The organism is Pseudomonas ovata, from assembly GCF_003131185.1.
GTDB lineage: Bacteria > Pseudomonadota > Gammaproteobacteria > Pseudomonadales > Pseudomonadaceae > Aquipseudomonas > Aquipseudomonas ovata.
Map to the genome: position 1 here is coordinate 1 of NZ_QFFU01000032.1, position 25,608 is coordinate 25,608.

At 64.0% G+C, this 25,608-nt stretch carries 19 protein-coding genes; 2 read left to right on the top strand and 17 right to left on the bottom strand.

What is annotated here, in order from left to right:
• Positions 1–440: 440 nt before the first annotated feature.
• From DGA31_RS26890 to tssA, 17 genes are all read right to left on the bottom strand, one after another.
• Positions 441–1,784 (bottom strand): DUF7256 domain-containing protein, encoded by a 1,344-nt coding sequence (locus DGA31_RS26890; RefSeq protein ID WP_109514572.1) that lies wholly within the window; start codon positions 1,782–1,784, stop codon positions 441–443.
• A 118-nt stretch (positions 1,785–1,902) separates the two neighbouring features.
• Entirely contained in the window at positions 1,903–2,844 is a 942-nt protein-coding gene (locus DGA31_RS26895) for a serine/threonine-protein kinase (RefSeq protein WP_421958014.1), read from the bottom strand.
• Entirely contained in the window at positions 2,775–3,446 is a 672-nt protein-coding gene (locus tag DGA31_RS26900) for a PP2C family protein-serine/threonine phosphatase (protein ID WP_056837830.1), read from the bottom strand. The genes DGA31_RS26895 and DGA31_RS26900 overlap by 70 nt, the downstream gene beginning before the upstream one ends.
• Positions 3,443–6,931 (bottom strand): type VI secretion system membrane subunit TssM, encoded by a 3,489-nt coding sequence (tssM, locus tag DGA31_RS26905; RefSeq protein WP_109514574.1) that lies wholly within the window; start codon positions 6,929–6,931, stop codon positions 3,443–3,445. The genes DGA31_RS26900 and tssM overlap by 4 nt, the downstream gene beginning before the upstream one ends.
• A gap of 10 nt (positions 6,932–6,941) precedes the next feature.
• Complete coding sequence (icmH, locus tag DGA31_RS26910) at positions 6,942–7,811, bottom strand: type IVB secretion system protein IcmH/DotU (RefSeq protein ID WP_109514575.1); 870 nt, start codon at positions 7,809–7,811, stop codon at positions 6,942–6,944.
• A gap of 5 nt (positions 7,812–7,816) precedes the next feature.
• A complete protein-coding gene (gene tssK, locus DGA31_RS26915) occupies positions 7,817–9,148 on the bottom strand; it encodes a type VI secretion system baseplate subunit TssK (protein ID WP_109514576.1) in 1,332 nt (443 codons plus the stop codon).
• On the bottom strand, positions 9,145–9,654 hold the full coding sequence (gene tssJ, locus DGA31_RS26920; protein ID WP_241509662.1) for a type VI secretion system lipoprotein TssJ: 510 nt from the start codon (positions 9,652–9,654) through the stop codon (positions 9,145–9,147). The genes tssK and tssJ overlap by 4 nt, the downstream gene beginning before the upstream one ends.
• 5 nt (positions 9,655–9,659) lie before the next feature.
• Positions 9,660–10,865: a type VI secretion system-associated FHA domain protein TagH gene (gene tagH, locus DGA31_RS26925; RefSeq protein ID WP_109514578.1), complete on the bottom strand. Its 1,206-nt coding sequence runs from the start codon at positions 10,863–10,865 to the stop codon at positions 9,660–9,662.
• Positions 10,866–10,876: 11 nt separating this feature from the next.
• Positions 10,877–11,017: a type VI secretion protein gene (locus tag DGA31_RS26930; protein ID WP_109514579.1), complete on the bottom strand. Its 141-nt coding sequence runs from the start codon at positions 11,015–11,017 to the stop codon at positions 10,877–10,879.
• A gap of 69 nt (positions 11,018–11,086) precedes the next feature.
• On the bottom strand, positions 11,087–12,586 hold the full coding sequence (locus DGA31_RS26935; RefSeq protein WP_109514580.1) for a sigma-54 interaction domain-containing protein: 1,500 nt from the start codon (positions 12,584–12,586) through the stop codon (positions 11,087–11,089).
• Between the two features lies 1 nt (position 12,587).
• Positions 12,588–15,191, bottom strand: coding sequence for a type VI secretion system ATPase TssH (tssH, locus tag DGA31_RS26940; protein ID WP_109514581.1), 2,604 nt, complete (start codon positions 15,189–15,191; stop codon positions 12,588–12,590).
• Positions 15,192–15,195: 4 nt separating this feature from the next.
• Positions 15,196–16,212, bottom strand: a complete 1,017-nt coding sequence (gene tssG, locus DGA31_RS26945; RefSeq protein ID WP_109514582.1) for a type VI secretion system baseplate subunit TssG — start codon at positions 16,210–16,212, stop codon at positions 15,196–15,198.
• On the bottom strand, positions 16,176–17,987 hold the full coding sequence (gene tssF, locus DGA31_RS26950; RefSeq protein ID WP_109514614.1) for a type VI secretion system baseplate subunit TssF: 1,812 nt from the start codon (positions 17,985–17,987) through the stop codon (positions 16,176–16,178). Before tssF ends, tssG begins: the two co-directional genes overlap by 37 nt.
• Positions 17,988–18,018: 31 nt before the next feature.
• The gene (gene tssE / locus DGA31_RS26955; protein ID WP_109514583.1) at positions 18,019–18,429 is read right to left on the bottom strand and encodes a type VI secretion system baseplate subunit TssE; all 411 of its coding nucleotides are present in this window, start codon (positions 18,427–18,429) and stop codon (positions 18,019–18,021) included.
• Positions 18,430–18,442: 13 nt separating this feature from the next.
• On the bottom strand, positions 18,443–19,918 hold the full coding sequence (gene tssC / locus DGA31_RS26960; protein ID WP_109514584.1) for a type VI secretion system contractile sheath large subunit: 1,476 nt from the start codon (positions 19,916–19,918) through the stop codon (positions 18,443–18,445).
• 24 nt (positions 19,919–19,942) lie between these two features.
• Positions 19,943–20,449, bottom strand: coding sequence for a type VI secretion system contractile sheath small subunit (gene tssB / locus DGA31_RS26965; RefSeq protein ID WP_109514585.1), 507 nt, complete (start codon positions 20,447–20,449; stop codon positions 19,943–19,945).
• A 31-nt stretch (positions 20,450–20,480) separates the two neighbouring features.
• Positions 20,481–22,046 (bottom strand): type VI secretion system protein TssA, encoded by a 1,566-nt coding sequence (tssA, locus tag DGA31_RS26970; RefSeq protein ID WP_109514586.1) that lies wholly within the window; start codon positions 22,044–22,046, stop codon positions 20,481–20,483.
• Positions 22,047–22,654: 608 nt separating this feature from the next.
• Here tssA and DGA31_RS26975 point away from each other — a divergent pair.
• Positions 22,655–23,956, top strand: a complete 1,302-nt coding sequence (locus tag DGA31_RS26975) for an Nramp family divalent metal transporter (protein ID WP_109514587.1) — start codon at positions 22,655–22,657, stop codon at positions 23,954–23,956.
• 335 nt (positions 23,957–24,291) lie between these two features.
• Positions 24,292–25,602, top strand: a complete 1,311-nt coding sequence (locus DGA31_RS26980) for a hypothetical protein (protein WP_109514588.1) — start codon at positions 24,292–24,294, stop codon at positions 25,600–25,602.
• Positions 25,603–25,608 lie beyond the last annotated feature (6 nt).

Genomic DNA, 25,608 nt, shown 5'->3' on the forward strand with positions numbered 1-25,608 from the left:
GCCCGCGACCGGCTGCGTTAGCAGTCGTAAAATTGTGGCGTTTCATAGATCCCTGACGGGTTAGCAATCGTAAATCTGTGGCGTTTCGCAGATTTTGCGAGCGCTACGCACTCGGTCGCCGGCAAGCGGGCTCCTACCGGGGTTCTTCAGCGTGCCGCTTTGGCGCGTTGTCAGTGAAACAGGGTAGGTTCTCATCAAACACAAAATAACTTGTTGATGCATTGGATATTACATTGACCCCTTGTAGGAGCGCGCTTGCCCGCGACCGGCTGCGTTAGCAGTCGTAAAATTGTGGCGTTTCATAGATCCCTGACGGGTTAGCAATCGTAAATCTGTGGCGTTTCGCAGATTTTGCGAGCGCTACGCACTCGGTCGCGGTGGTCCGGCATTCCGGCAAGCGCGCTCCTACCGGGGTTTTTCAGTGCGTGGGTTGGGCGCAATCAGCCGCATGCCCAGTCCATCTCCATTTTTTCCAGGTCGATCTGCCCGTTGCCGCTGCCAAAATTGAAGCCGCCGAAGTCTTCTTCGAATTCCAGGTAGCGCGGCCCGAACTCGGGATAACCCTGCACCGGGAACATCGTGCCACCGAAGTGGTTGCGGCCGTGGAAACGCTCCAGCTCAAGGGCAACGCCCTCATCACTGAAGCCCGGGACATAACCGCTGTCCTGGCATTCATCTTCCCACTCACGGGGTGGCTTGCCGACGTTCGGATCACCTTCACGTTCCTGCGCACGCACGGGGAACGCCGTGTCGAGCCCGGCGGCGCGGCCCTCGCCTTGCAGCCACTCATAGGCCGGCTCGCCCGGGTTGCGCACTTGCTCGTAGCCGTAATATTCACGGTAGCTCTTGTCCAGCCAGCCGGGTGCCTGGCCCAGCAACGGATTGCCACGCAGGTCGGGGGACGGGCACAGTGCCGCATCGAACTCGGCCTGGGTCAGCCAGATGGCCGCGTAGCGGGTGCCAAGAATGTCCTCCATGTCGAACTGCCTGGGGTGGCGCGCCTGGCGATGTTGCCAGAACGGCAGCAGATGCACATCGGCCGGCGGCTCGCTGGACAAAGGTGCGGCAAAGAACGCCTCCACGACACTGCTCGAAGGAAGCTCTTCGAACTGGTCATCGACAAACAGGCTGAACGCCACGAATTGCGCACCCTGCGCGCGGTACTGGCTGGGCACATGCAGGGTAAAGGCATGGCGCAGCGGATGACCGCTCGACGGACTCAGGGGCCACTGTACGGGAGTAATGCCAGGTGGCAGGCCAAGGTTCCAGCCGCCGGCCCATTCTTCGCCGCGGCCCGTTGCCGGCAGCGGGCGCTGCGGATCACGCAGCAGGTCATAGACCGTGTTCAGACGGGTGTCGGCCAGCAGTTTGTCGGGCTCGGGGTAGACCGCATCTGGCTGGCTGATTTCCAGGGCCAGGATCGCATCGCCACGAAAACGCACGATCAGGTCATGGCCATCGTCGGTGCGGTCCCGGTATTGGGTCCATTCCAGCGGGTCCTTTGGACCGTTTTCGAACATCTGCAAGTTCGGCCGGGCGTGCAGCGCGGCTTCCAGCGGCATGCCAATGTGCAGGCCTTCGATCAGTTGCGTATCGGAAAAGGACTTGTAGAAGCCCACCTTACCCAGTTTGCCACCCACTTCCACCTGCGCTCCGAAACCATGGTTATGCGTGTCAGGCACATAACCGTGCGCATCAGGCGGCGACCAATGCTTGCCCATGATACTGGCCAGCACATCGACGGGCATCAGCGGACGCAACGCAGCAATTCGGGCACTGTTCATCGGTGGACCTCCTTGGTAATCGAATGCATGTGGCAATAAGACCCGATTATCCCGGGCAAATTCCCGCCAGCATGGTTTGCCTGCTCCGACGCGGGTGCCGGCGCCCGCTCAAGACCGATTATCTGAAGACACGGCGCCACCCGCCCGCTTGCGCTTGCAAGGCCTCATGCAACTGCGCCGCACTCGGCCGGCAGGCGGGATCGAAGGACAAGGCCCGGCGCAACGCCGGCCAGCCGTGTCGCGGCAACCGGGCCGGCCTCTGCAGTGTACGGTCAAGCCGGGCTGCGCAAGCCTGGTCGCCGGGCAGGCGACGAAACGGGTGTCGACCGCACGCCAGCTCGTAGATCAGGCACGCCACTGCATAGAGGTCCGACGCTTCGGATAACGCCCCGCCCTCGTGCAGCTCCGGGGCAGCATACGCCGGCGTCCAGGCCTTGAAGGTGTCACGCCGCAATTGCGGCAGCCCGGGCAGAATCCCGGGCTGTGCCTGTCCCAGACCGAAATCGAACAACCGCACCCCCCACTCGCCGAGCATGACATTGCCCGGTTTCAGGTCGCCATGCAGCACGCCCCGGGCATGGCTGTGGGCCAGGGCCTGCAGCAAGGGCAGTACCACGTCGAACAACTCATTCACCGGCATGCCGGTGGGGCATTCGCACAGCACATGGTCCAGGGTCAGCCCCTGCAGCAGCTCCAGGGTCATGAAGGCACAGGGTCGCCGGGTGTCGACCTCGAAGCTGTAGCAGCGCACCACGCCGGGATGGTGCAAATGACGGGTCAGGGCAAATTCACCGTACAGCAGCGACGCCGCATCCGGCACCTGGTCGAAGGCTTCGCCCAGCATCTTGAGGGCAATGTCTGGTTGAGGGTCGCCGTACTGCTCATGCAGCAGGTCACGGGCGCGCCATACCAGACCCATGCCGCCGACACCGAGCAGGCGGTCAAGCCGATAGCGTCCGCACAGCACCTGCGGCGGCGATGGCAAATCACTCATGTGCGCACCACCACACCGGTCAGGTTGTCCGTCGCCGGGCCTTGCATGGCGTGGCCGAACACGCAGGCCAGGGCCGTGGCCGCCGTGGGCTGGCTCAAGCCCTGGCCCAGTGTCTCGCTGTCCAGCGCCTGATACAGACCATCACTGCACAGCAGGTAGGTGTCGCCCGGCTGCACACGCCATTGCAGCAGCTCCAGGCGCAAGGGGTGGCAGGCGCCGATCGCCCGGGTCAGGCCATGGGCGTGCGCGTGGTCGTGGGTCAACTGGTACAAGCGCTGGCCGCGCCACAGGTAGCAACGGCTGTCGCCTGCCCAGCAGCAGGCGCCCTGCTCGCCCTGCAGCAAGAGCGCCACCAGGGTGCTGCCGATGATGCGCGGCGGCTGTCCCTGGCTTTGCGTCAAGGTCAGGCAAAGCTGGCGATTCAACCCCTGCAGGCGTTGGCGCAGTTGCACGAGCCGGGCCTCCAGCGGCAGCTCGGCAGGCAGTTGCGCCAGGGTATCGACGATCAGGCGGCTGGCGATATGCCCGCCATGATGCCCACCCATGCCATCGGCCACCGCCCACACCCTTTGCCCGGTGGCTTCGAGAAACGCGTCCTCGTTGCGCGCCCGCACCTTGCCACACTCGCTGCGGGCGGCGCTGTCCAGTACCGGATCAGGCTTGTTCATAGCTGTGCCGGCAGACGAAAGCTGCGCAGTGCACTGACGTCGAACGGATTGGGCATGCGCTGGCTGGTCAGCAAGTAGTTGGCGCGCAGGCCGCCCAGGTCGGCCTTGAGCACCAGCACATCGCGGCCGCTCAATGGTTCGACCTGCATCAGGTCGAGCAGGCGGAACAACGACCAGGACCCGAGGTTTTTCTCGATGCCCACGGGTCGTCCGTCCCGGCGCTCGGCCACCAGGCTGGCACCACCCTGCCCGGTGTCGTCGGGCCAGGTGAAGGCCATCGGCACAATAGGGCCGTGACGGTATTCCAGCAGGCGCTCGCCCAGGCGGAATTCGGCGCGGTTGACGGCACTGTCCAGGCTGTAGGGCTCCAGCGTGAAGCGCACTTGCGGCAGGTTGGGATCCTCGGCGAAAAAGCCCTGGCGGATGCGCTGGGCGGCGCTCATTTGCTCCAGCAGCGCACGGGACATGGGCAGGCTGTGGCCGTCGATGCTGCGCAGACGGTAGCTGCCCGGATGACCGCTGACGAACGCCTTGAGGTGTTGCTCGAAAAAGCTTTCGAGAACCCCCTGGGCCTTGAAAAACTCGCGAAAGTCATTGAGCGCCACATCGCTGGTGCTGTGGGCGCTGAACGGATAGCGCTGCGCAATGGCCTTGGTGTAGAAGCCATACAGCTCGCTCTGGTAACGCTGGTTGAGGTGCTGATAGGCATTGCCGAGCACCAGCCGCCAGGTGTCTTCCGCCATCAGGTTGAACCAGCCGCTGACCGGGCGCGGCAGGCGTGCAGCGGTGTTGCGTAACTGGCTCAAGGCATCGCGCTGGCCGCCCATGCGCGCCCTGGCCATGTCGAAGGCGAACTGTTCGGGCTGGCTGGCCCGTGCCAGGCTGGCCAGTTGCTGCTGCACGGCATCCAGGCCTTGCAAGGCCACGGCCAGGTCGGCGCTCGGCGCGTCCTGGTCGTCGAGCAAGCGGTGCAAGGGCTCGAAACGCTGCTGCAGGGCCCGGCGGGCATTATCCGGCAAGGCAATCGCCTGGCTCGCCACGGCCGTGGCCGCCTTGCCGAGCCCGGCGGCCGGGGCAGGGCCAGATTCGATCGCTGCCTCAAGCGCCTCGGAAGGCAGCGCAAAGCGGGTGTTGTCGCGAATCTGCAACAGCAATTGCACCACCGGCGAACTCGACGACAGCAGCCCCGCGGCCAGGTCAGCGCCCTCGCCGGCATCACTGAACGGCAGCAACCCGAGCTGCGCCACCGCTTCGCTCCAGTGGCTGGCGTAGTCGCGAAAGTACAACTGCTCCAGCTCTACCAGCAACTGGCGCAGGTCCCGACCGCTGATGTCGCTGCCCTCGCCGAGCACCCAGTTGTCACGCAGCAGTTCACTGACGCGGGCGGTGCCTTGCACCGAGAAGAACTGGCGGTAGCCCTGACGGGTGTATAGCCCCGGAATCGGCCGGTCAGCGCCGACGAACAGGTCGCGCTGCGGCCCCAGGTGCTGACTGAGCCGGTAATCGGGCAGGCTGCGGGCCTGTTCGCGCAGGGTGCGATACACCACGCTGGCGAGCGATTCGCTGCGCAGGGTCTGGCGCGCCTGCAGCACCAGGCTGTCGTTGAGCGGCTGGCTGAACGTCAGGCCCAGCAACTGCTCGAAATGCCGGTTCAGGTCGTTCTGCACGTCGTTGTGACCCTGGTACAGACGCGACCACTCGGCCGCCAGCCAGTCCTTGAGCCACGACGCATCGCGACGGGCCGGCAGGTTGAGCATCAGGTAAGCGCGCAGGTGGCCCAGCAAGGCTTCGCGGTCATGCAGGCTGGCGGCGATTCGCGCCTCCAGCAAATGCGTCACTTGCGGCAAAAGGTGGCTGAGCAGTTCGCGCTCATAGGCCTCACGCAGCACCGGCTGGCTGGCCTGGCCCTGATACAGCCCGTTGCGCTCGTGCCAGGCCACGTCGCCGGCCGGCGCGAAGACCTGGCTGGCCTGCGCGCTGGTCTGCAGCACCTTGAGCAAGGCCATGGCATCGTCGTCGGGATTGAGCATCTGGTGCTGTTGCTGCCATTGGCCTGCCAGCACCCGTAACGTTTCCAGGCGCTCGTGGTTGGTAGAAAAGCCACGGGCCCACAGCACCCCGCCCAGCACCAGCATGGCCAGGCCGCCGATCAGCCATGCGCGCTGGCCCCAGTGAATGCGGCGGCGCTCGCGAGGATCGAGGCCGACCAGCCCGGCTTCGGCAAAGATCACCCGGCTGAACAGATCATGAATAAAGCGTGCACGACCACTTGCACCCGTCACTGTCAGGGCTCGGCCTGGCGTCTGCACCTGCGCGTCTGACGACACCGGCTCAGGGTGCGGTGCCGAGGTCAGGTAAAAGCCGCGCAGTCGATGGCTGCGCTGATAACGGTGATGATTGAAGACGCTGTCGATCAGCTGACACAGGTGGCCACCCAGCACACCCAACCGGTGCGGAAAACCAAGCATCAGGCTGCGGCGGCCGGTGTCACGCTCCTGGTGCAGGCGGCCGATGAGCTGACTGTCGAGATGACGCAACAGCGCTTCGACCTCCTGGCGCACCACGCCCGCCTCATGGGCCGCCTTGTCCCGGCTGAAGCTGGCACCAAGCACCTGACGGTTCTGCTCAAGACTCAAGGCATCGAAGAATGCCTCGAAGCCCGGCACCTTATCGGCCTGGCTCAGGATGAGGTACACCGGCACCTGCACATGCAGCACCCGGCTCAGCTCCTGCAGACGCGCGCGCAACTGCCTGGTCAGCGCCAGGCGCTCGGCGTCCTGGCCTTCAAGCAGCAGGGGGACGGGAATCGTGACCAGCACGCCATTGAGCGGCAAGGCCCGGCGGCGTTTGCGCAACAGGCCCAGCAGGGTCATCCACGCTTGCCCGTCGAGGGTCGACCGGGGCTGGGTCAGGTAGCGTCCGGGCGTGTCGAGCAGGACGGCCTGCTCGGCAAAATACCAGTCACAGTGCTCGGTGGCGCTGTCGGCCCCGGTGTGCAGGGATTCAGGACGGTTGAGCGGAAATTCCAGCCCTGAGCCTTCCAGCAGGCGGGTCTTGCCACTGCCCGGGGGGCCGATCAGCAGGTACCAGGGCAATTCGTCACGCACCCGCTGGGGGTGATTACGGTACAGGCTGGACTGGGCGAGCGTGCGCACGGCGTCATTGAAACGCTGGTGCAAGCCTTGCCGCTCAGTGTCCAGGCGCGCGTCGTGGTGCTCCTTGGCCTGGCCTTGTTCAGGTGCTTCAGCGCCCGGTTGCCGACGGCTGGCACGCCAACCGGCGAACACCAGGCCCAGTCCCCAGAGCAGAAGCAGCACACAGAAAGTTGCCAACCGCGCATTTACCGGCGCCCAGGGACGCCATTCATGGATGGCCAGCATCGGCCCGATCCACCACACCAGCGCCGCGCCGGCCAGCACCAGCGCGAGGCTCCAGACCCAGGTCTGGCCCAGCACCGACAGGCTTTTTTTCATCGTCATGTTCATGGAGGGGGTCTCACGAGCGGGTCGGGATCAGGCTCGTTTCGAGCTGTTGCCAGGGTTGCAGAACGGTCTGGCGCTGTTCGCCAAGCACCCAGGCAAAGCCCGAATACAGGATGGCCAGCCCGACCGCGGTAAACAGCACCACCAGCCACCAGGGCACGATGCCCGGCACGTCGCAACGTGGATCATCCAGCCCCTGCCAACGCGGTGACAGCTCACTGCTGGCCTCACCGCGCAGTTGCCGGATCTGCCGGTACAGTGCGTCGCGGACCTCTTCGAGCGCGACGGTGCCGCGATTGCCACGTCGATACTTGCCTTCGAATCCCAGTGCCAGGCACAGGTACATCAGCTCCAGCAGGGGCAGGTGCCGCAGCGGATTCCTGGACAATTGCTCCAGCAGGCTGAAGAATTTTTCGCCGCCAAAGGTTTCGTTGTGAAAGCGGCTGAGCAGGCTGTTCTGCGCCCAGTCGCTCTGCCCGCCCCACGCGGTGGTCACCACCGCCTCATCGAGCACCGTGCACAGTACATAACGCGCGATGCCCACCTGATCGCTGTCGATGCCGTCGCGCAAGGCCTGGTGTTCAAACTGCTGGACCTGGCCGCGCAACTGGTCGTTGAGCCGCGCGATATCCGGTGCGTCCGTGTGGTACTTGATCTGCCGGATGCTCGACAGCAACGGCGATGCGGCCGCCACCAGGACATTCAGGCCCAGGCTGAAGTGTGGGGTGGCCGGCACGTGCGCGGCATAGACCATGCGTTCTTCAAGCAGGCCGAAGCGTGGTGCATCGCGGGCATCGGTCACCGGTGCCTGCTCGGGGCCCAGACCGGCATGGTCGAGCAGAACGGTTGTGTCGACCTGCCCGGAAAAGTCTTGCGTGTTCATGTCGTTCAATTCCTGATCGCCCAGAAAGTCAGTTCCAGCCCGGCGAAATCACCGGACAGGTGGAAAGCAAAGCCGCCGGAGCGTTCCAGCACAGCCAGGTCGTCAGGGACGGGCTCCAGAATGAAATAGGTCTTGTTGGCGTGAAACGGAATCTGCCGGGGTGCTACAGGCAGAGGCTTGAGGCGGATCCCCGGCAGGTGCAGGTTGACCAGGTCGCGGATGTGCTCCACGGCACCGGCCTTCAAGTGCGCGGGCAGGCGCTGGCGCAGTTCTTCGGCGTCACACTGGGCACTGACAGCCAGTACGAAACTGCACGAGACCAGCAGCGTGTGGTCATGCAGCGTGGCAACGCGCACCCCGTACTGACGCAGCTCCAGCGGCAGCTCGATGGCATGCTGCTCCAGCACCATCGACAGCACCTGGCGCAGTTCGTCAAGCAAGGGCCGCAGGCTCGCGCCTTGATCGCTGTGCTGATAGGCCCCGCTGAAAGCAGGCCGCTTGCTGTCGCTGCCAAAGGTGGCCAGCTCACCCAGCAGGCCCAGCAACAGGCAATACAAGGCCTCGGGGTGGACGTGCGCCTGATCCAGGCAATGGCGCAGCAGCAGTTCGTTGCGATTGATCAGTTGCAGCATCATGAAATCGCCGATCTGCGCACTGCCAACGGTGCCGCTGGAGCGAATACGCCCGGCAATGGTATCGCCACGATGAGCCAGCAGGCTGATGACTTCCTTGAGGCACGAGAGCATCCAGGCACAGGACTTGACGTGCAGGAAGCTGGGCACGAAGTCCGGCGCCAGGGTAATGGCCCCGCCGGCACCGGCTTCAAGGATCTGGCACAGCTTCAACCTGACCCAGGCCTGTTCGCCGGAGTCCTCGCCCAGCATCAGGCGCAGGTCGGGACGACCGCAATTGACCTGGCTGCTGGCGTCCTCGCCGGCATTGGAGTCGGCCACGTCGGCCTGGTAGACGGTGTAGCGCGCCAGGACATCGGCCTGCTCGGCACGCCGGGCTTCGACATGGTTGCCGGTCACCAGGGGCAAGGCCAGGTACACGGCGGTGTGGGTGGTGTTGGGCGGCACGTCCAGAGCCAGGGGGTGCGGGGCACCCGCCAGGTCGAACAGGCTGCCGTCGGGCAGGATGCCACGGGCCTGGCTGATCACCAGCTTGCCCATGGAGAGAAACTGCACGTCGATGTCCAGGCTGACAAAGCCCCATTGATGGCTGCCCAGCATCAGGGTGCGGGTCTTGAGCTGGTGATCGTAATAACGGTCGTTGTGCTGCAGGTGCTGGGGGCGCAGCAGCATGCCTTCCTGCCAGATGACCTTGTGCGTGTTCATCGTCCACCCTCCTCGTCAGCCAGGGACGCACGATCGGCGGTGATACCGTCTTCATCCAGAATCAGGCCCGCCTGCGTGCGCTGGCCGGGGTTGACCGTCAGCACATGCTGCCAGCGCGTCTCGTTGAGGTCGCGGTAGGCCGCCAGGACCCCCACATGACGGCCTTGTTCGACGCGCAGCTTGAGCAGGCGGGTTTCACCGGGACGCAGTTCCAGCTCCTCGCTGACAATCAGGTCAGGGGCCAGGGTGTCGCGCGCACGTTCATAGAGGCTGAAGAAGTCAGCCGTTTCGAATGCCACCGGATGGCGCAACTCGAACAAGCGCACCACGATCGGTGAAGGGCGGCCGTGCAGGTCCGGATTGAGACGGTCACTGGCGGCCAGGGTCAGGTCCAGCTTGGTCAGACTGGAATAGGGCGACAGCGCTGAGCAACCGGCCAACAGCAAGGGGGTACAGGCCAGCCACAACAATGGCCGGCAGGTGGGGCGAAGCTTGAAACGGGGCATGAGGGTCATCCCTGAACCGGGCTGTAGAGAGGGGCAATCAGACGGACCTGTTCGGCGTAGGCACGGGCAAAATCCCGGGCCAGCAGTCGCTCGGTCCAGTCGTCATCACCACTGAGTGCTTGATGGTGACGAACATAGGCGCGCCAGCGCCGGCCGTCGGAGGTCAGCCAGGTGCGGTGGTCACGCTCCATCTGCGCGATCAGACGCTGCGGCGCCACCTGCTCCAGCGCACTGCGCAAGACCGCACGGCTGGCATTGAGCAATGCCACTTGATGCGCTTGCAGGGTCTGCACGGCCTGGCTGAGCGCCACCTGCGCCGCGCCCGGCTGCCCCGAGGCGCCCGGACGGCGCAGCAGGGCCAGCCACCCGGCACGGTCCAGATCACGCTTGAGCGGGTTCTGGCCGGTGCCAAAGGCATCGCTCAACCCCAGGCGCAGCTCGTTTTTCAATTCGCTGCGAAGACGCAGGCTGTGTTGCAGGCCCTCCAGCCCCTGGCGCAACAGCGTGGCCACGGTCATCGCCAGTTGCTCACGCTCGGGGGCTGCCAGGTCATCCAGCGACACACCCAGTGCCTCGGCAAACCCCTGCCAGAAGGCTTCATCGGGACCGACGACGGCCTCGGTCACCTGCACCGCTGGCGCTTCAGGCGAAGTCGCGGTGGCCGCGATCAAGCGCGGTACGGTCAGGTTTTCCGTATCGATGCCAGGGCTTTCCAGCGCCGCAGGCGAGACAGGCACCTCAGGCGGCCTGGCGTTCAACAGATGCTCCAGCAGGCCTTCGGTTTTGTCCTGTAACGCATTGAGTGGATCAGGCTGGATAAAGGCGTCGTCAGGAATGACACGGCCCGCTGCGGCAGGCTGGCCCATGGCAGTGTCGATACCTTGCCGGGTGTTTTCCAGGCGGGCATGAATGCGCAAGCGGCCCAATAAAAAATGGCTGCCCTGCTCGATGACCTGCGCTACGCCCAGGGGCAGGCGCTGACCGGTCAAGCCGTCATGCGTGCCGTTGCGGCTGGTGTCGATCAATATGAACCTGCCGTCCTGATAGCCGATGACCGCATGATGATTCGACACATGGCGTTGCGGATCCGCCAGGATCCAGTCGCAGGCCGGGTGACGCCCCAGCACCCCGCCCCGCTCGACGAAACGCTTGGTCGGGGTGGCGGCCCAGCCACGCTGTCCGGGATCACGAATTTCCAGTACCAATTGCATGCTGTTGCTCCTTACAGACCGCGCTTGAGGGCCTTGGCGTCGCCCAGCGGACGGTACTCGTGGTCATCGAAGGTGTAATTGCCGCGGCAACCGGCCAGGCCGCCGAAAACGGCCAGGGCCAGCACGGCTGCGTACCAATGGCGTGCAGACATGAAGAGGTCTCCATAAAGGGAATTGACGGTGCCGGGTGTGGCGCGTAGGTGCATCGATGGCGTGCGGCGCTAGCCGTAGCCATGATCGGACGGGATGTTCAGGCGCTGCAGGCGATACAGCAGCGTGCGCCTGGCGACCCCCAGTTCGCGGGCGGTCCGGGTGCGGTTGCCGCCATTGTTGTTGAGGCTCTCGATCAACAGGGCACGCTCGACCTGCTCCATGCGCTCGCGCAGTACGGTCGGGCCTGGCGCCGGCTGTACACCGCCGTGGCGGGTGAAATGCTCGATCCGCAGCAGCGTGTCATCGCACAGCAGTACCGCACGCTCGACCAGCGCCTTGAGTTCACGCACATTGCCAGGCAGGTCAAGGCCATTGAGGTAGTGCAGCGCCGCCGCCGACCACTGCGGCGGCGGACGTTGCAGGCCGGTGCTGGCCTGCGTGGCGAAATGGCGGGCCAGGCGCGCAATATCGCCTTCACGATGGCGCAAGGCCGGCAAGTGCAGGGGGAACTGCGCCAGCCGGTAATACAGGTCTTCGCGAAAGCGCCCGGTGCTGACCTGCTTGCGCAGGTCGTGGTGGGTGGCGGCAATGATGCGCACATCGATCCTGTGGGTCCTGTTGGCGCCCAAGGGCCGGATTTCGCCTTCTTGCAGGACCCGCAGCAATTTGGCCTGCAAGGCCAGGGGCATGTCACCGATCTCATCAAGCAGCAAGGTGCCGCCATTGGCCGCATCGAACAGCCCGGCGCGGTCTTTGGCCGCCCCGGTAAACGCCCCCTTGCGGTAGCCAAACAGCTCGCTCTCCAGCAGGCTTTCCGGAAAGGCGGCGCAGTTTTGCACCACGAACGGTCGCCCTCGCCTGACGCCATGGTCATGAATGGCACGCGCCACCACTTCCTTGCCGGTGCCGGTTTCACCTTCGAGCAACACCGTGCAAGGGCTGCGCAGCACCTTGCCGATCAAGTGGCGCACCTGCTCGATGGCCGGACTGTTGCCGATCAGCCCATAGCCCTGGGCCGTTGCCAGCGCCTCAGGCCCCCTCGATACGGCAATGGCAGGCTGCGCGTGCAGGGTTTCGAGACGCGCCTGCATCAATGCGCTCAGGTGCTCCAATGGCCCGGCCAGAGGTTGCAAATCGCGACGTTGAGCGGTGGCGCACAGCAGCAGGCCGATGACACGCTGCGCGACATTGCGCAGCGGCACGCACAGCAAGGCGTGCCAGGGCCGTGAGGGTTCGGGCAGAAAGCGTGTGTCGTGCACGGCAGGATCCAGCCCGGACAGGGCCATTGGCTGCCCCTGGCGCAGGATGAATTGCAGCAAGGGGTGGTCCTGATAGTCCACTGCCAGCGGGCTGTTTTCAGGCGGCGTACGTGCGCCCTCCAGGCTTTCCCCTGCCAGGCGCAGGCCGGGACCGGCGCTGTCGAGCCGGTAGACCTGGGCCAGTTCGCAACCACTGACCGCTTGCGTGGCATGCAGCAGGTGCTCGAACAGCGTCTGTTCGCACGTGGCCCGTGCCAGTTGCACGCAATGGCTCAACAAGGCATCAGTGTGTTGGGCAAGCACGGCCATGTCAGGCGAACCCGCAGACGATACGGGACTGGTCGTCGAGGCTGACGTGCACGTTCGCAAAAGCGTCGCCCCCGGCCATGGCGTCGAGCAACCGATCGACCAGTGGTGGCATCACTCGGGTGTCGAGCAGGTGATCGATGAAGCGTGCCCCGCCGGGGCTTTGCTGGCAGCTGTCAGCCAGGTGTTCGATCAGTTCCGGCGTATAGCTGAGCGTCAGTTGCCGCAGACGCAGGCGTTCGGCCAACTGTTCAAGCCGGAGCACGACCAGTTCCGCCAGCACCGCACCGCTGACGGGGTAGTACGGCACCACCTGCATGCGCGCCAGCAGCGCCGGGCGGAAATGCCGGCTCAGCAGCGGCCTTATGTGCGCTTCGAGCACTGGCGCAGCGGGTCGCTCACCCTGGGCGCACAGGGCCTCGATCTGTGCGCTGGCCAGGTTGGAGGTCAACACGATCAGGGTGTTGCGAAAGTCGATCTCGCGACCCTCGCCATCATTGGCGATGCCCTTGTCGAACACTTGATAGAACAGGTTCAGGACATCCGGATCGGCCTTTTCGACCTCGTCGAGCAGCACCACCGAATAGGGTTTTTGCCTGACCGCCTCGGTGAGCATGCCGCCTTCGCCATAGCCCACGTAGCCCGGTGGCGAACCGATCAGTCGTGACAGGCTGTGTTTCTCCTGGAATTCCGACATATTGAGGGTGGTCAGGAACCGCTCGCCGCCGTACAGCAGGTCAGCCAGCACCCGTGCGGTTTCGGTCTTGCCGACACCGCTGGGACCGACCAGCAGAAACACCCCGACAGGCGCGTCGGCCCGGTTGAGTCCGGCCGCCGCAGCGCGCACGGCGCGGTCCAGGGCCTGCACGGCCTGTTGCTGGCCGCGAATACGCGTTTGCAGGTCGGTGGCGAAGCGGACGATGCGGGCATTGTGCTCACCGGCCAGCTGCGCCAGCGGTATGCCGGTCCAGGCGGCGACCACCTCGGCCACCAGCCGTGGGCAGACTTCAAAGCTGACCAGCCGATGGACCGCCTGGGCCTGTTCCAGGGTGCGCCGGAGCTCACCAGCCTCGGCTTCCAGGCTGGCAAGGTCCGGGCCCGGTGCCTCATCGCTGGTTTCAGCGGTCTTCTGCTGGCGCGCCGCGGCCAACTGACTGCGCAGGCCCAGCAGACGCTCGGCCAGCCCCCGCTGGAGATGCCATTCGGTGTCCAGCGTATCGAGTTCACGCTCGACATCGATCAGGCGTGCCTGCCGTGTGGCCAGGGCAGCGGTGTCGATGCTCAGGCCCGATTGTTCGTCGCGGCTCAGCGCCTGCAACTGGCGATACCCTTCGGCCCGTTCGCCACGCAGCTGCTCCAGGCTGTGCGGCGCGCAGGCCAGGCTGATGCGCACCCGGGCGCAGGCGGTGTCGAGCACATCGACGGCCTTGTCCGGCAACTGGCGACCGGCCAGGTAACGGGCCGACAGCCCGGCGGCGGCAACCAGTGCATCATCACGCACGTAAATGCCATGACTCTGTTCATAGACCGGCGCCAGCCCGCGCAGGATCGCCACGGCCTGGGCCAGGCCGGGCTCATGCACCTGCACCGGCTGGAAGCGGCGCGCCAGGGCGGCATCTTTCTCGAAGTACTTCTTGTACTCGGCCCAGGTCGTGGCCGCAATGGTGCGCAGCTCGCCACGGGCCAGGGCCGGCTTGAGCAGGTTGGCCGCGTCCGAGCCACCGGCATTGGCGCCGGCGCCGATCAGGGTGTGGGCTTCGTCGATAAACAGAATGACCGGCTGAGGGGCGGCCTTGACCTCGTCGATGATCCCGGTCAGGCGTCGCTCGAATTCGCCCTTGACGCTGGCACCGGCCTGCAACAGACCAAGGTCCAGGCTCAGGATCCGTACATCGCCCAATACCGGCGGCACCTCGCCGGCCGCAATGCGCAGGGCCAGCCCCTCGACCAGCGCGGTCTTGCCGACCCCGGCCTCGCCCACCACGATGGGGTTGTTCTTGCGCCGCCGGGCCAGGATATCGATCATCTGGGCGATTTCGGCATCGCGGCACAGGACCGGATCAATCCGGCCTGCACGCGCCTGTGCGGTCAGGTCGTGGGTAAAGCGCTGCAGCATGGACTCATCGCCCGACACGGATTGCGGCACAGCGGGGCCGTGCTGGCGCGACAGGGCAAAGTCCTTGAGCCACTCGATGTTCAAGGTCGCCAGCAAGGGCTGGTAGCGGCTGCCGGCATGCCCCAGGGGGTTGCGCAGCAGGGCCAGCAACAGCGCAGCATCGCCGACCCGGGCCTGGCCCAGGTCGAGCGTGGCGGCCAGGAGGGCTTCCTGCAACCATTGCACCAGGGCCTGGGCGAACACCGGATGGCGCGAAGTGCTCTGCCCGCTCAACGGTTGCAAGGCGCTGCGCAACTGGACCGGATCGACTCCGGCATCGCGCAGACCGCGTTCGAGCACGCCGTCCGGACGCTCCAGCAGGCACAACAGCAGGTCCTCCACCAGCACCTCGCTGGCCCCGCGGATCACACAGCGTTCGGCACACGACTCCAGGTCGCGGCGCGTCTCGGCATCCAGCGCCTGGATGAGTTTTTGCAGGTCGAGATTGATCATGTCTTTAAGTCCCTTGATGAAGCGTGCTGCCCAGCGTGACCAGGCCATCGGCACGTTCGTGGCCCAGCCAGCTGGTCCAGCCCAGACGGCATTTGCTGGCCACGCCCAGGCGCAACGCGCGTCGTTCGTCATGCCGCAGTTGCAGACGCAGGTCGTAGTCCAGCGGGTCGCGCAGGGTGAAGCGCACCAGTGCACAGAGCGGCCGGTAACCGGCCCCGATGGGCAAGAATTCGTGAAAGCGCTGCCAGCTCAACTGGCAGACATGAATGCGGAACTTGCCGCTGCAATCGGGCACGTGTTCACCCAGCACCAGGTCCTCGCCCAACCGGCTGTTGCCTAGCCCCAGACGATTGCGTTGTTGCGCCAGGATGGTCACGCGCCGTTTTACGCATTGCTCGATATGCAGCCCTGGATGTTTGAAGTAATAACGCAACACCGCTTCGATCAGCGCCGCCGAGTGGGCACGCAGGCTGAGCAGGCCCAGGTAGGGCAGCAGGCGTTTCCAGTTCAGGGACTGCGACTGGCGAATGATTTCGCCACGCAGGCCGATCAGGGCAAACAGCTGTTCGGAAAAGCTGTCCAGCGCGCCCTTCCTGAAGCTGGCGTGGTAGCGGTAACGCGACCAGATGGGCAGCAGCAGGCGTTGCAGGCGGTGGTGGAACAGGTCGAGAAATACCCGTGTCGGATTGCCTTCCTCGCTGTCGCCCAGCGCCTGCTCGACATAAAAGGCCGGCAACGGTGAACTGGCACCGGCCAGGCCGATCAGGTTCAGGCGCAAGCGGGCTCGCAGCCGGCCCTGCTCTTCAAAGAACTCCACGCGCTCGACATCGCTGCCCGGAAAGCCCAGGCCGGGATTGGCCTGGAACTCCAGCTGGTCATGGAGCGTTTCTTCATCCAGCTCAGGGTGGTGCTCGCGCAGCCGCTCGATGACCAGGCGTACCGCCTGGAACAGCGAATACTCGCGAATCGTGCCGGCCAGCCGGCTCAAAGCAGGGGCTGCTGACCCATGCGGGGCGTCCATCGGTAGACGTCTCCTTGTGTGGTTTCGACGCGCAACTGGTGGTAGGAGTTGAGGCTGGCGTAGAGGGCGAAGAACTCATTGAGGACCGAGGCGAACACAAACAGGTCGCCGTCCCCGGTGAAGTGGCGTGAATCGATGCCCAGCACTGTGCACAGGCCACGCAGCGGCAACCCGCGGTGCAAGCGGTCGACCTGTTCATGGCGCACCGACTGCAACCCGCCGAGCAGACGCTTGCTGACTTTTTCGGCATGTGGGTCGTGGTAGCGCGGCAGGTCATAGGTTTCGAGGATGACCTTGAGCGCCTCGACATTGGCCAGCGACAGGTAGTTGAGCGACATGTTGCTGATCAGCTTCCACAGGAAGCCGCGATTGATCGGCGGCGCATGACTGGCGGTGGCCGGCACGATATTGCGAAAGCGGGCAAACTCGGGCGTGCCTTCGCAGGACTGGTCGATATGGCCGACCTGCAAGCGGCGCGGCAGGTTCTGGTTGGTGCATGTCAGTTCCAGCGACAGCGTGTCGCTGCTGTGTTCGTCGGTCTGTCGGCAGGGCTGGCTGTCGACACCGCCGAAGCTCATCCAGCTGTCCAGCCCGTCATGCAGCAGCGACGGGCGCTGGCGCAGGCTGTAATGCGGCTGGCTGTGGGCGATATCGAAACTGGGGTCATGTTCGAAGGATTCGAACGGCACATAGCGGCGGTGCCCGATGCCCCCGCTGTTCCAGCCGGTCACCGAATCCACCGAGAATACGGCGCAGTGTTCAGGTCCCTGGTTGCCGGGCAGCAACAGGTATTCATCCTGGCGGCCATCGACGCGGATCGGGATGGCATCCTGCTTGAACAGATTGACGATGGGGGTGCAGTACAGCTTGATGTTGTCCAGTGTCGGGCGCAGGCGCTGGATGGCCTGGCTGCGGATATCAAACCGTAATTCGAACCCGTGCATGGCGCCCAGCACGGCTTCCGGCAACTGGTGGACGGCTTGCAGGCCGTCGATGTCGAGGAACAGGAATTTATCCTGAAAGGCGAAATACTCCTGCAGGAAGCGGTAGCCGCGAAAGGTATTGAGCGGATAGGGAATCAGGGCCTGCTCTTCGGCAAAGCCGACCGGCAGCACCTGCTGCACATCGAGCTTGAGCGCCAGGGCAGCCCCGCTGGCATCGCACAGGGGCGCGCCGTCATGGCCCAGCGGTACCAGCACGAGACCGACCAGGTGGCGCAACAGGCTCAGGTACAGCATCTGGCTGACATAGCGTTCTCCGGCCAGGTGCAGGCGCAGCCGCGTCAGCGCCAACTGACCGATATGGCCGCTGCAGTTCATCTGCAGGTGCAGGCTGAGCAAGGCGCCCTCGCCTTTGACCGAGAAATTCAGGGCGCGCAGTTCCAGTGCCAGCAGGTCGGTGTCGTAGCAGGTGCGAAAACGACAGCGCACCCCCTCCAGCGGCCGACTTTCCATCGGCGTATCGCGCGCCACGCACTGGGCCGGACCGGCCTGCTGCAGTGGCTCGAATTGCACGAGGCTGAACGAGGGCAGTGGCCGCATGTAGTTGGGCCACAGCAAGTGCATGAGCGAGTGGGTCAGCTCGGGCAGCTCGTCATCGAGTTTCTGCCGCAAGCGACCGGTCAGGAAGGCGAACCCCTCAAGCAGGCGCTCGACATCCGGGTCGCTCCCGGTCTGGCCCAGGTAAGGCGCCATGGCCGGATTGCGCTCGGCAAAGCGCTGCCCCAACTGGCGCAGCGCACTCAGCTCGCTTTGGTAGTAATGATTGAAGGACACGGCATTTACCTGTGGGTTGAAGCGCAAGGCTTCATGACTCGATCCGCACGCGCCCACCGCCCTCGAGGCTGGCATGCAACCTCACCTGGCAGCGCACGCCCGGCACCTGCAGCAGGCCTTCGATACTGAAGGCCAGCCGCAGCGGGTCGTGATCGCGGGGCAGCGCCACGACCCGCACCCCGGACAGGCGCGGCTCGAAGTCGGTGATAAAGCGCTCGATGGCTTCGCGCGTCTGGCTCAGGGCATCGTGCAGGCTCAGGCGCAGGTCATTGAGGTCCGGCAGGCCGTAGTCGACCTGGATCTGTGCACTGCCGGCGCGGGTGCCGAGCATCCGCGACAAATGCCTGGCCACCGACTGCGTGGCGCTGGCCTCAGGGCCCAGCCCCGTTCGCCGGTCGGCCTCGCCGGCCAGGCGCTCGAAAAGACTGCCGTAGCCTGTCATGACCTGCAGGCCCTCACTCTTTGTCCAGCTTGCCGACCAGCGACAGCGTGAAGTCGGCGCCCATGTACTTGAAGTGCGGGCGTACATTGAGGCTGACCCGGTACCAGCCCGGCTCGCCATCGACATCACTGACCACGATCTGCGCCGCGCGCAGCGGACGGCGGCCACGCACTTCGGCGCTGGGGTTTTCCTGGTCGGCGATGTACTGGCGGATCCACTTGTTCAGTTCCAGCTCAAGGTCGGTGCGTTCCTTCCACGAGCCCAGTTGCTCGCGCTGCAAGACCTTGAGGTAATGCGCCAGGCGGTTGACGATCATCATGTAGGGCAACTGGGTGCCGAGCTTGTAGTTGAGTTCGGCGGTCTTGCCTTCGGCGCTGTTGCCAAAGAACCTGGGCTTTTGCACGGAGCTGGCCGAGAAAAAGGCGGCGTTGTCACTGCCCTTGCGCATGGTCAGGGAAATGAAGCCCTCCTCGGCCAGCTCGTATTCACGCCGGTCCGAGACCAGCACCTCAGTGGGAATCTTGGTCTCGATCTCGCCCATGCTCTGGAAGTGGTGCAACGGCAGGTCTTCCAGCGCGCCGCCGCTTTGCGGGCCGATGATGTTCGGGCACCAGCGGAACCGGGCAAAGCTCTCGGTCAGGCGCGTGGCGAAGGCATAGGCCGTGTTGCCCCAGAGGTAATGCTCATGGCTGCCCGCCACGTGCTCTTTATAGACAAAGGACTTGACCGGGTTTTCTTCAGGGTCGTACGGGGTGCGCAGCAAGAAGCGTGGCAGGGTCAGGCCCAGGTAACGCGCATCCTCGGATTGGCGCAGGCTTTGCCATTTGGCAAATTGTGGACCGTCGAAGTGATCCTTGAGGTCCTTGAGATCCGGCAGCCCGGTGAAGCTCTCCAGGCCGAAAAAACCCGGGGCGGCTGCAGCGATGAATGGCGCGTGGGCCATGCACGATACGCTGGCGACGTACTGCATCAGCTTGACGTCCGGCGCGCTGGGCGACAGGTAGTAATTGGCGATGACCGCCGCGACCGGCTGACCGCCGAACTGGCCGTATTCGGCGGTGTAGATGTGTTTGTACAGGCCTGACTGCATGACTTCGGGCGAGTCTTCGAAATCGTCCAGCAGGTCGTCACGCGAGACATTGAGAAGCTCGATCTTGATGTTCTCGCGAAAATCAGTGCGCTCGACCAGCAGCTTGAGGCCGCGCCAGGCCGATTCCAGTGCCTGGAAATCCGGGTGGTGCAACACCTCATCCATCTGCTGGCTGAGGCGACTGTCGATCTCGGCGATCATGCGGTCGACCAGCGCCTTCTTGACCGGCTCGGCGCTGTTGTGCGGCTTGAGCAGTTCCTCGATGAACGCCGAGATGCCGCGCCGGGCAATGCCGTAGGCTTCGTCTTCGGGGTTCAGGCGGGTCTGGGCAATGATGCTGTCAAGAATGCTGCCCTGGTGGTGATCCGGCTGGTTCTGGCTGGCGGCTTGGGTATTCATTGATGGCTTTCCTTTGCAGAGGATTCAGACGTCGGTGGACACAGCGGCAGTCAGTCCCAGTTCCTTCAGGACCTGGGCGCGGGACTGTTCGTCGGCCAGCGCGCCTTCGATGGCCTTGCGAAAGGCCGGCGCATTGCCCAACGGCCCCTTGAGCGCGACCAGCGCGTCACGCAGTTCCATCAGCTTTCTCAGTTCAGGCACTTGCTCGACCAGGCTGGCCGGGTTGAAGTCCTTCATCGAGTTGAAACGCAGGCCGATGGCCAGCGCCTCGCTTTCATTGCCATCCTGCAGCCGGTTCGGCACGCTCAGGGTCAGCGCCAGTTCCTGCTTGGCCAGAACCTCATCGAAAGCATGCTTGTCGATGTTGATCGGCTTGCGGTCCTCGACCTTGCGCTCATCGGGGCGACGGGTGTAATCGCCGATGGCAAGCAGTTTGAGCGGCAGTTCGATTTCTTCCTGCGCCCCGCCGGTGGCAGGTTTGAACGTGACATTGATGCGTTCCTTGGGGGCTACCGAGCCTTCTTTGGCCATGGTGTTTTTCCTGTACTGACGGCCCTTGGGCCTATTCGAGTACCATCTCGAGATCGAGGTGGCACAACCTGCGGTAAATCTCTTCCTTGCGCTCGCGCACGGCGTGGTTTTGCGGCAACAGCTGGCAGCACTCATGCAGCAGGCGCAGCACCTGCAAGAGCAGCTCAGGCTCCCAGGCCTGCTGGCCGGCCTGCAGCAGCATCTGGTCAAGGTTTTCAAGCTGGATCCTGGCCAGTTCGTACTGCTTGGCCGCGATGCACAGCCGGGCCAGGTTCAACTGCCAGAAAAACCGGTTGCGCCCGCCCTGCGCACTGTCCAGGCCCGACCTGAACTGCTGCACAGCCGCTTTCAGGCCGTCCTTGAGCAGCACCGGCCTGGCGGCCTCAAGAGCCCGGTCCCAGGCCGGCAGCACCTCGTCTTGTGCTTCAGCAGCCGGCACAGGCGCGGCGGCCGGCGCTTGCACATGGATCAGGACATGCGCGTCGATCCAGGCACGGGTGGCCGGATCGGCAAACGGGGTGCCGTCGTGAAAGCGCAGTTCTGCCAGGCCAGGCAGACGCTGCAATAACAGGGCAAAGTGCAATTCGACCTCACGCATGGCGTGCTCGGCGTCGAGGTGTTGCAGGCAGTGCCAGACCAGGCGCTGGCCGTCGAACCAGAACGGTGCCTTTGCCAGGCTGGCTTCGAGCTCGACCAGCAAATCGGCGTAATGACCTGCGGCCAGGCGCGCCTGATACTGTTTGAGCTTGTCGGCGGGCGGCGCCCGCAAGGCGGTGACCTGTTCGGCATTGCGCTCGGGCAACACCTCGACTGGCAGCCACAGCAGCGTGCGGTTCAGGCGCAGCGCACGCAGGTCGGTGGCCTGGCGTTTAAGCCACCAGGCGCACAGCGGCCGGGCGTTGTCCTGCAGCAGGCGCTGGGTTTTGCGGGCCTCCTTGTCGTTGTCGATGACCGTGACCGGGGCCAGCAACTGAGTGGCGACCTGACGCACCTGCGCGGCCACCGCCTCCACCCTGCCCGGAGGCGGCTGATCGTCATGGGCACGCCGGATCATATTGGCCAGGCGCCGGCATAACGGCAGCAGCAAGGGTGCGTCATCGCCCAGATGAGCGCTGAAAAGCGTGTCCAGCGCTTCAAGCTGTTGCAGCAGGCGGCGAAACAGTGCGAGCTGCTCCTTGATGGCCAGGTTTTCGTTGAGCAATGGATCGATACGCGCCAGCAACCAGGCCATGGCGGCTATCCGCGTGCGCAGTTTGCGCGGATGCAGCCCGGCCCAATGATGGCTGCACAATTGCAGGATGACCCCCAGCCCGGCCACCAGCCCGGCAAAGGACTCGCGCTGGTACAAGGCCCAGGTCATCCAGGCCGCCACACGCAGGTCCTTGGACTGATTGCGTAACAAGGCCTCGCTGGCTTGCAGCACTTTCAGCCAGTCAACGGTGCTACTGACGTGTAGGGAATGGCCTTTGGCCAACTCCTGTTCAAGCGCTTCGTACTCACTGGAAAAGCGTACGTCCACACCCGTGAAGTGCGGATCGCCAATGGCGCACAGCGCAACTTCAAGGTAATGATCGGACAACTTCTTGAAATAGGGCATCGGTGATCCGGCGGCAACTAACGAAGGACTTGAGCAGCGGCGCGCAGGATATATCGAGGATCCAAAATCAAAAAAGATTATGCGTAACCCGTTATTTCAATAGTAAAAAAACAAATAAAATCAAATAGTTAAACAAAACCAGACTCATCAAGAGCGCACTGACAAGCCGCTTAAAAAGTGGTACCTACATACCCACATTCAATATTCAATCACTGACAACCAACAAACCATGTAGGAATATTCAACAAAAAGCCTACATGGCCGCTGACGATCAAATATTTTCATACACTTATTGTTTAATTCCTTACTCCATCATGAGACCACCTTCCTGCAAATCCGGTGTAACCGGGAACGACCGCCATGCTTCACGCGCTGGTGCCTGCCCACCCGGAACATGGTTCGTAGGTCTACAAAGACCGTATAACCTGACAAACGGCCCCTTCCCCTCCAGTGCCTCTTCAACCCGCATTACAGAAGGCTTGGCAACAGCCCGGCATGCACGCTGCAGCCTGAGACTCACGATCATGGGACCCCGCAAGTCGTACGACATCTTATGTTGTGCTTAGCTATTCACGTCCGATTACAAAAACAAACCGGAGACTCCCGCCATGGCGAACAGCCGATCCGTTGCCGATAAACCCGCTGCCACTGCACAACCCCGCTTCAGGCGCCTGACCAGGCTGCTTGGCCCCGGCATTATTGCCGTGTTGTCATGGCTGGGCGCCGGAGACCTGATCACCTCATCGGTGGCCGGTGCCAACTATGGCTACGCCATGATGTGGGTGCTGGCGGTCTCGCTGTTGTTGCGCTTTCTGATCGTCAACATCATTGCCCGCTTCCAGCTGTGCAATAACCAGGGCATGACCATCCTGCAGGGCTACGCCCAGCTGCACCCGTTCTTTGCCTGGTTCATGCTTGGCTACGCCTTGCTGATGGGCCACCTGATCAACGCCTACATGATCAAGGGCGCCGGTGAGGCACTGGCCATGCTCGTGCATATCAACCAGCCGCTGCTGTGCTCACTGCTGGTAGTAATCGCCGTGTGGCTGCTGGTGGGACGCAATATCTACAGCATGATCGAAGGCGTGATGAAGGTTCTGCTGGCGATCATGACCCTGGCCTTCCTGGCGCTGGCGATCATGTCGGGGCCGGACCTGGCGGGCATCGTCAAGGGCACCATCGGCTTCAGCATTCCGCCGGACCAGGGCGTGCATGGCGCGCTGCTGGTGGCGGTGTCGGTAATCGGTGCGGTGGCCGGGTCCGTGGCCAACTTCGTACACCCCTATGTGATGCGCGAAAAGGGCTGGACCGGGCCGGAGCACAAGCGCATTCAGCGTAACGATCTGCTGTTTGCGGTGTTCGTCGGCATCGTGATCAACCTGGCCATCTGGGTGGTAGGCGTGGAAATCCTGCGACCCAACGGCTTGCAGGTACGCACCCTGGGCGACCTGGGCCAGGCGCTGGAGCTGTTTTTCGGTGCGGCAGGCTGGTACATCTTCTTTGTCGGCGTGTTCGCCACCCTGTTTGCCAGCATTGCCGGCAAGACCACGGCGTTCCCGATGCTGATCACCGATGCGTTCCAGCACATCCGGCCCGAGCGCCGCGAGAAGTACGGCAAGGAATTCCACAAGGACCCGATGCACAAGTGGTTCATGCTGTTCATCCTGGTGACGCCCATTGTCTGGTCGCTGCCGGGCATGCCGGACTTCGTGACCCTGACCCTGGGCGTGAATGCCTTGAACATCGTCGGCCTGCCGATCATTTCGCTGGGCCTGCTGATCATGTCCAACCAGAAGTCGCTGCTGAGCAAGGAGTACCGCAACAACGGGTTCGAGAACATCGCCCTGGCCTTCGCCACTGGACTGGCCATCTGGGTCGCGTTCCAGTTGGGGATCGAAATGCTGGGTTAAGGCAGGCCAAAAGCCGGTGAATGAGTGGGCCACCTGCTCGACACACAAGGCTCGTGCCGGCTTGAAAGGCTGGCAAGCGTCCTCCGCCTGGCCTGGCGAGATTGGGCCCAGCAACGCGGCTCGTGCTGAAACGGCAACAGACCCTAAAGATCCTGCCCCTGCGTCCGATAGCGTCAGGTTAGCCCCTGGATTTCGCGCTGGCCGCTTGGGCCGGTTGCGCCTTCAAGGGGGCCTCCCTCCTCCATCCTCTGCCATGCAGACAATCGCCATCGAGCACAGGAGCGCCGGGTCATGGGACGATTCACCCTTATCAACAACACGCCTGAGGTGGCCGCATGAGCGGGTCGTTCATCCACTTTCTGGTGCCGTCGCTGGACAGCGCGCTGGAACTGACATTTTTTACCCTGATCGTGGGCGGCATGCTGGCCTCGCTGATCTGCGCCGAACGCTATGGCCGTACCGCCACCTGGGAGCGCAACTGGCAAGGCGGTACGCACAAGGGCGCACTGGATCTGGAGCACGGCTCGATCAGTGAACTGAGCCATGCGCTGGCGTCGCTGCCCGAGCGCATTGTCAGCAATATGCCAGGGCTGTTGCTGATTTTCGGCCTGCTGGGCACCTTTCTGGGCCTGGGCATGGCGCTGGACAAGGCCTCGGGCGTGCTGCAAGGCAGTGCTGAATCCCTGGATGCGATGAGCGATTCGCTGGCGCAACTGACCGGCATGATGAAAGACCTGGGGTCGAAGTTCAAAACCTCGACCTGGGGCATCATCGCCTTCATCGTACTCAAGCTCTGGGAGTCTTCGCGCTGGTCAGCCGAAAGCCGGCGCAGCGACTGGTGCGTGCGGCAGATGAAGCAGGCCATGGACCAGGGCCGCAAGGAACTGCGCGCCTACAGCGACGTGCGTGACCGTCAGGCCCGCGAAGCGCTGGAACAGGTGGGCGAGCGGCTGGTGCAGTCCATCAACGCGCAATCGCAGCTGCTGGCCGCCGAATTCAAGGGGCTCAAGCTGTTGAACATGCAGATGGCCAAACAGGCCCAGGGCCAGCACGAAGCGCTGGTCGAGCAGTTCACCGCCCTGAGCAACCAGATCGGCGAAGGCAATCATTGCCTGGCCAGCCTGGACCGCCACGCCGCGACCGCAGGCGAGCACCTTGAGCAGCTCAAGACCCTGGCCGGGCAAGAGAACCCGCAGGCGCAGGAGCAGCATCAATTGCTGATCGATCACCTGACAACGCTGGCCACCCTCACCGAAGAAAGCAACCTGTCGCTGGACAGCCTTGATCACCGCGCCGAGCGCGCCACCGCGCAATTGGATGAGCTGCAGAACCTGGAACGGCAACTGGCGCAACAGGCCCAGGGGCATCACGGGATTCTGATCAAGCAATTGATGACCCTCAGCACCCAGGCCGGCGATGGCAATCGCTTGCTGGCCAGCCTCGATGAGCGCAGCGAACAGAGCGTGCATCACTGGAGCGTGGCGGCGGCGCAGTTACAGGCCTCGGTCGACGGCATTGCCGGTGACCTGCAGCAAGCCACCGGGACGATCACCACCGCGGTGGGCGGGCTGGCCAGCGAGGTCGAGGGCCTGACCGCCCAGGCCCGCGATGCCAGCGAGCCCGCTGACGCTCCCGAGCCGGTGTAACAGGCG

Bases quoted from the DNA above. Each gene is read 5' to 3' on its own strand.
- tssK (WP_109514576.1), bottom strand. From the start codon at position 9,148: ATGAACACGCACAAGGTCATCTGGCAGGAAGGCATGCTGCTGCGCCCC.
- tssE (WP_109514583.1), bottom strand. From the start codon at position 18,429: ATGACAGGCTACGGCAGTCTTTTCGAGCGCCTGGCCGGCGAGGCCGAC.
- tssH (WP_109514581.1), bottom strand. From the start codon at position 15,191: ATGATCAATCTCGACCTGCAAAAACTCATCCAGGCGCTGGATGCCGAG.
- tssM (WP_109514574.1), bottom strand. From the start codon at position 6,931: ATGAACATGACGATGAAAAAAAGCCTGTCGGTGCTGGGCCAGACCTGG.
- tssB (WP_109514585.1), bottom strand. From the start codon at position 20,449: ATGGCCAAAGAAGGCTCGGTAGCCCCCAAGGAACGCATCAATGTCACG.
- DGA31_RS26975 (WP_109514587.1), top strand. From the start codon at position 22,655: ATGGCGAACAGCCGATCCGTTGCCGATAAACCCGCTGCCACTGCACAA.
- DGA31_RS26900 (WP_056837830.1), bottom strand. From the start codon at position 3,446: ATGAACAAGCCTGATCCGGTACTGGACAGCGCCGCCCGCAGCGAGTGT.
- tagH (WP_109514578.1), bottom strand. From the start codon at position 10,865: ATGCAATTGGTACTGGAAATTCGTGATCCCGGACAGCGTGGCTGGGCC.
- DGA31_RS26935 (WP_109514580.1), bottom strand. From the start codon at position 12,586: ATGGCCGTGCTTGCCCAACACACTGATGCCTTGTTGAGCCATTGCGTG.
- DGA31_RS26980 (WP_109514588.1), top strand. From the start codon at position 24,292: ATGAGCGGGTCGTTCATCCACTTTCTGGTGCCGTCGCTGGACAGCGCG.
- tssA (WP_109514586.1), bottom strand. From the start codon at position 22,046: ATGCCCTATTTCAAGAAGTTGTCCGATCATTACCTTGAAGTTGCGCTG.
- tssG (WP_109514582.1), bottom strand. From the start codon at position 16,212: ATGGACGCCCCGCATGGGTCAGCAGCCCCTGCTTTGAGCCGGCTGGCC.
- DGA31_RS26890 (WP_109514572.1), bottom strand. From the start codon at position 1,784: ATGAACAGTGCCCGAATTGCTGCGTTGCGTCCGCTGATGCCCGTCGAT.
- tssC (WP_109514584.1), bottom strand. From the start codon at position 19,918: ATGAATACCCAAGCCGCCAGCCAGAACCAGCCGGATCACCACCAGGGC.
- DGA31_RS26930 (WP_109514579.1), bottom strand. From the start codon at position 11,017: ATGTCTGCACGCCATTGGTACGCAGCCGTGCTGGCCCTGGCCGTTTTC.
- tssJ (WP_241509662.1), bottom strand. From the start codon at position 9,654: ATGCCCCGTTTCAAGCTTCGCCCCACCTGCCGGCCATTGTTGTGGCTG.
- icmH (WP_109514575.1), bottom strand. From the start codon at position 7,811: ATGAACACGCAAGACTTTTCCGGGCAGGTCGACACAACCGTTCTGCTC.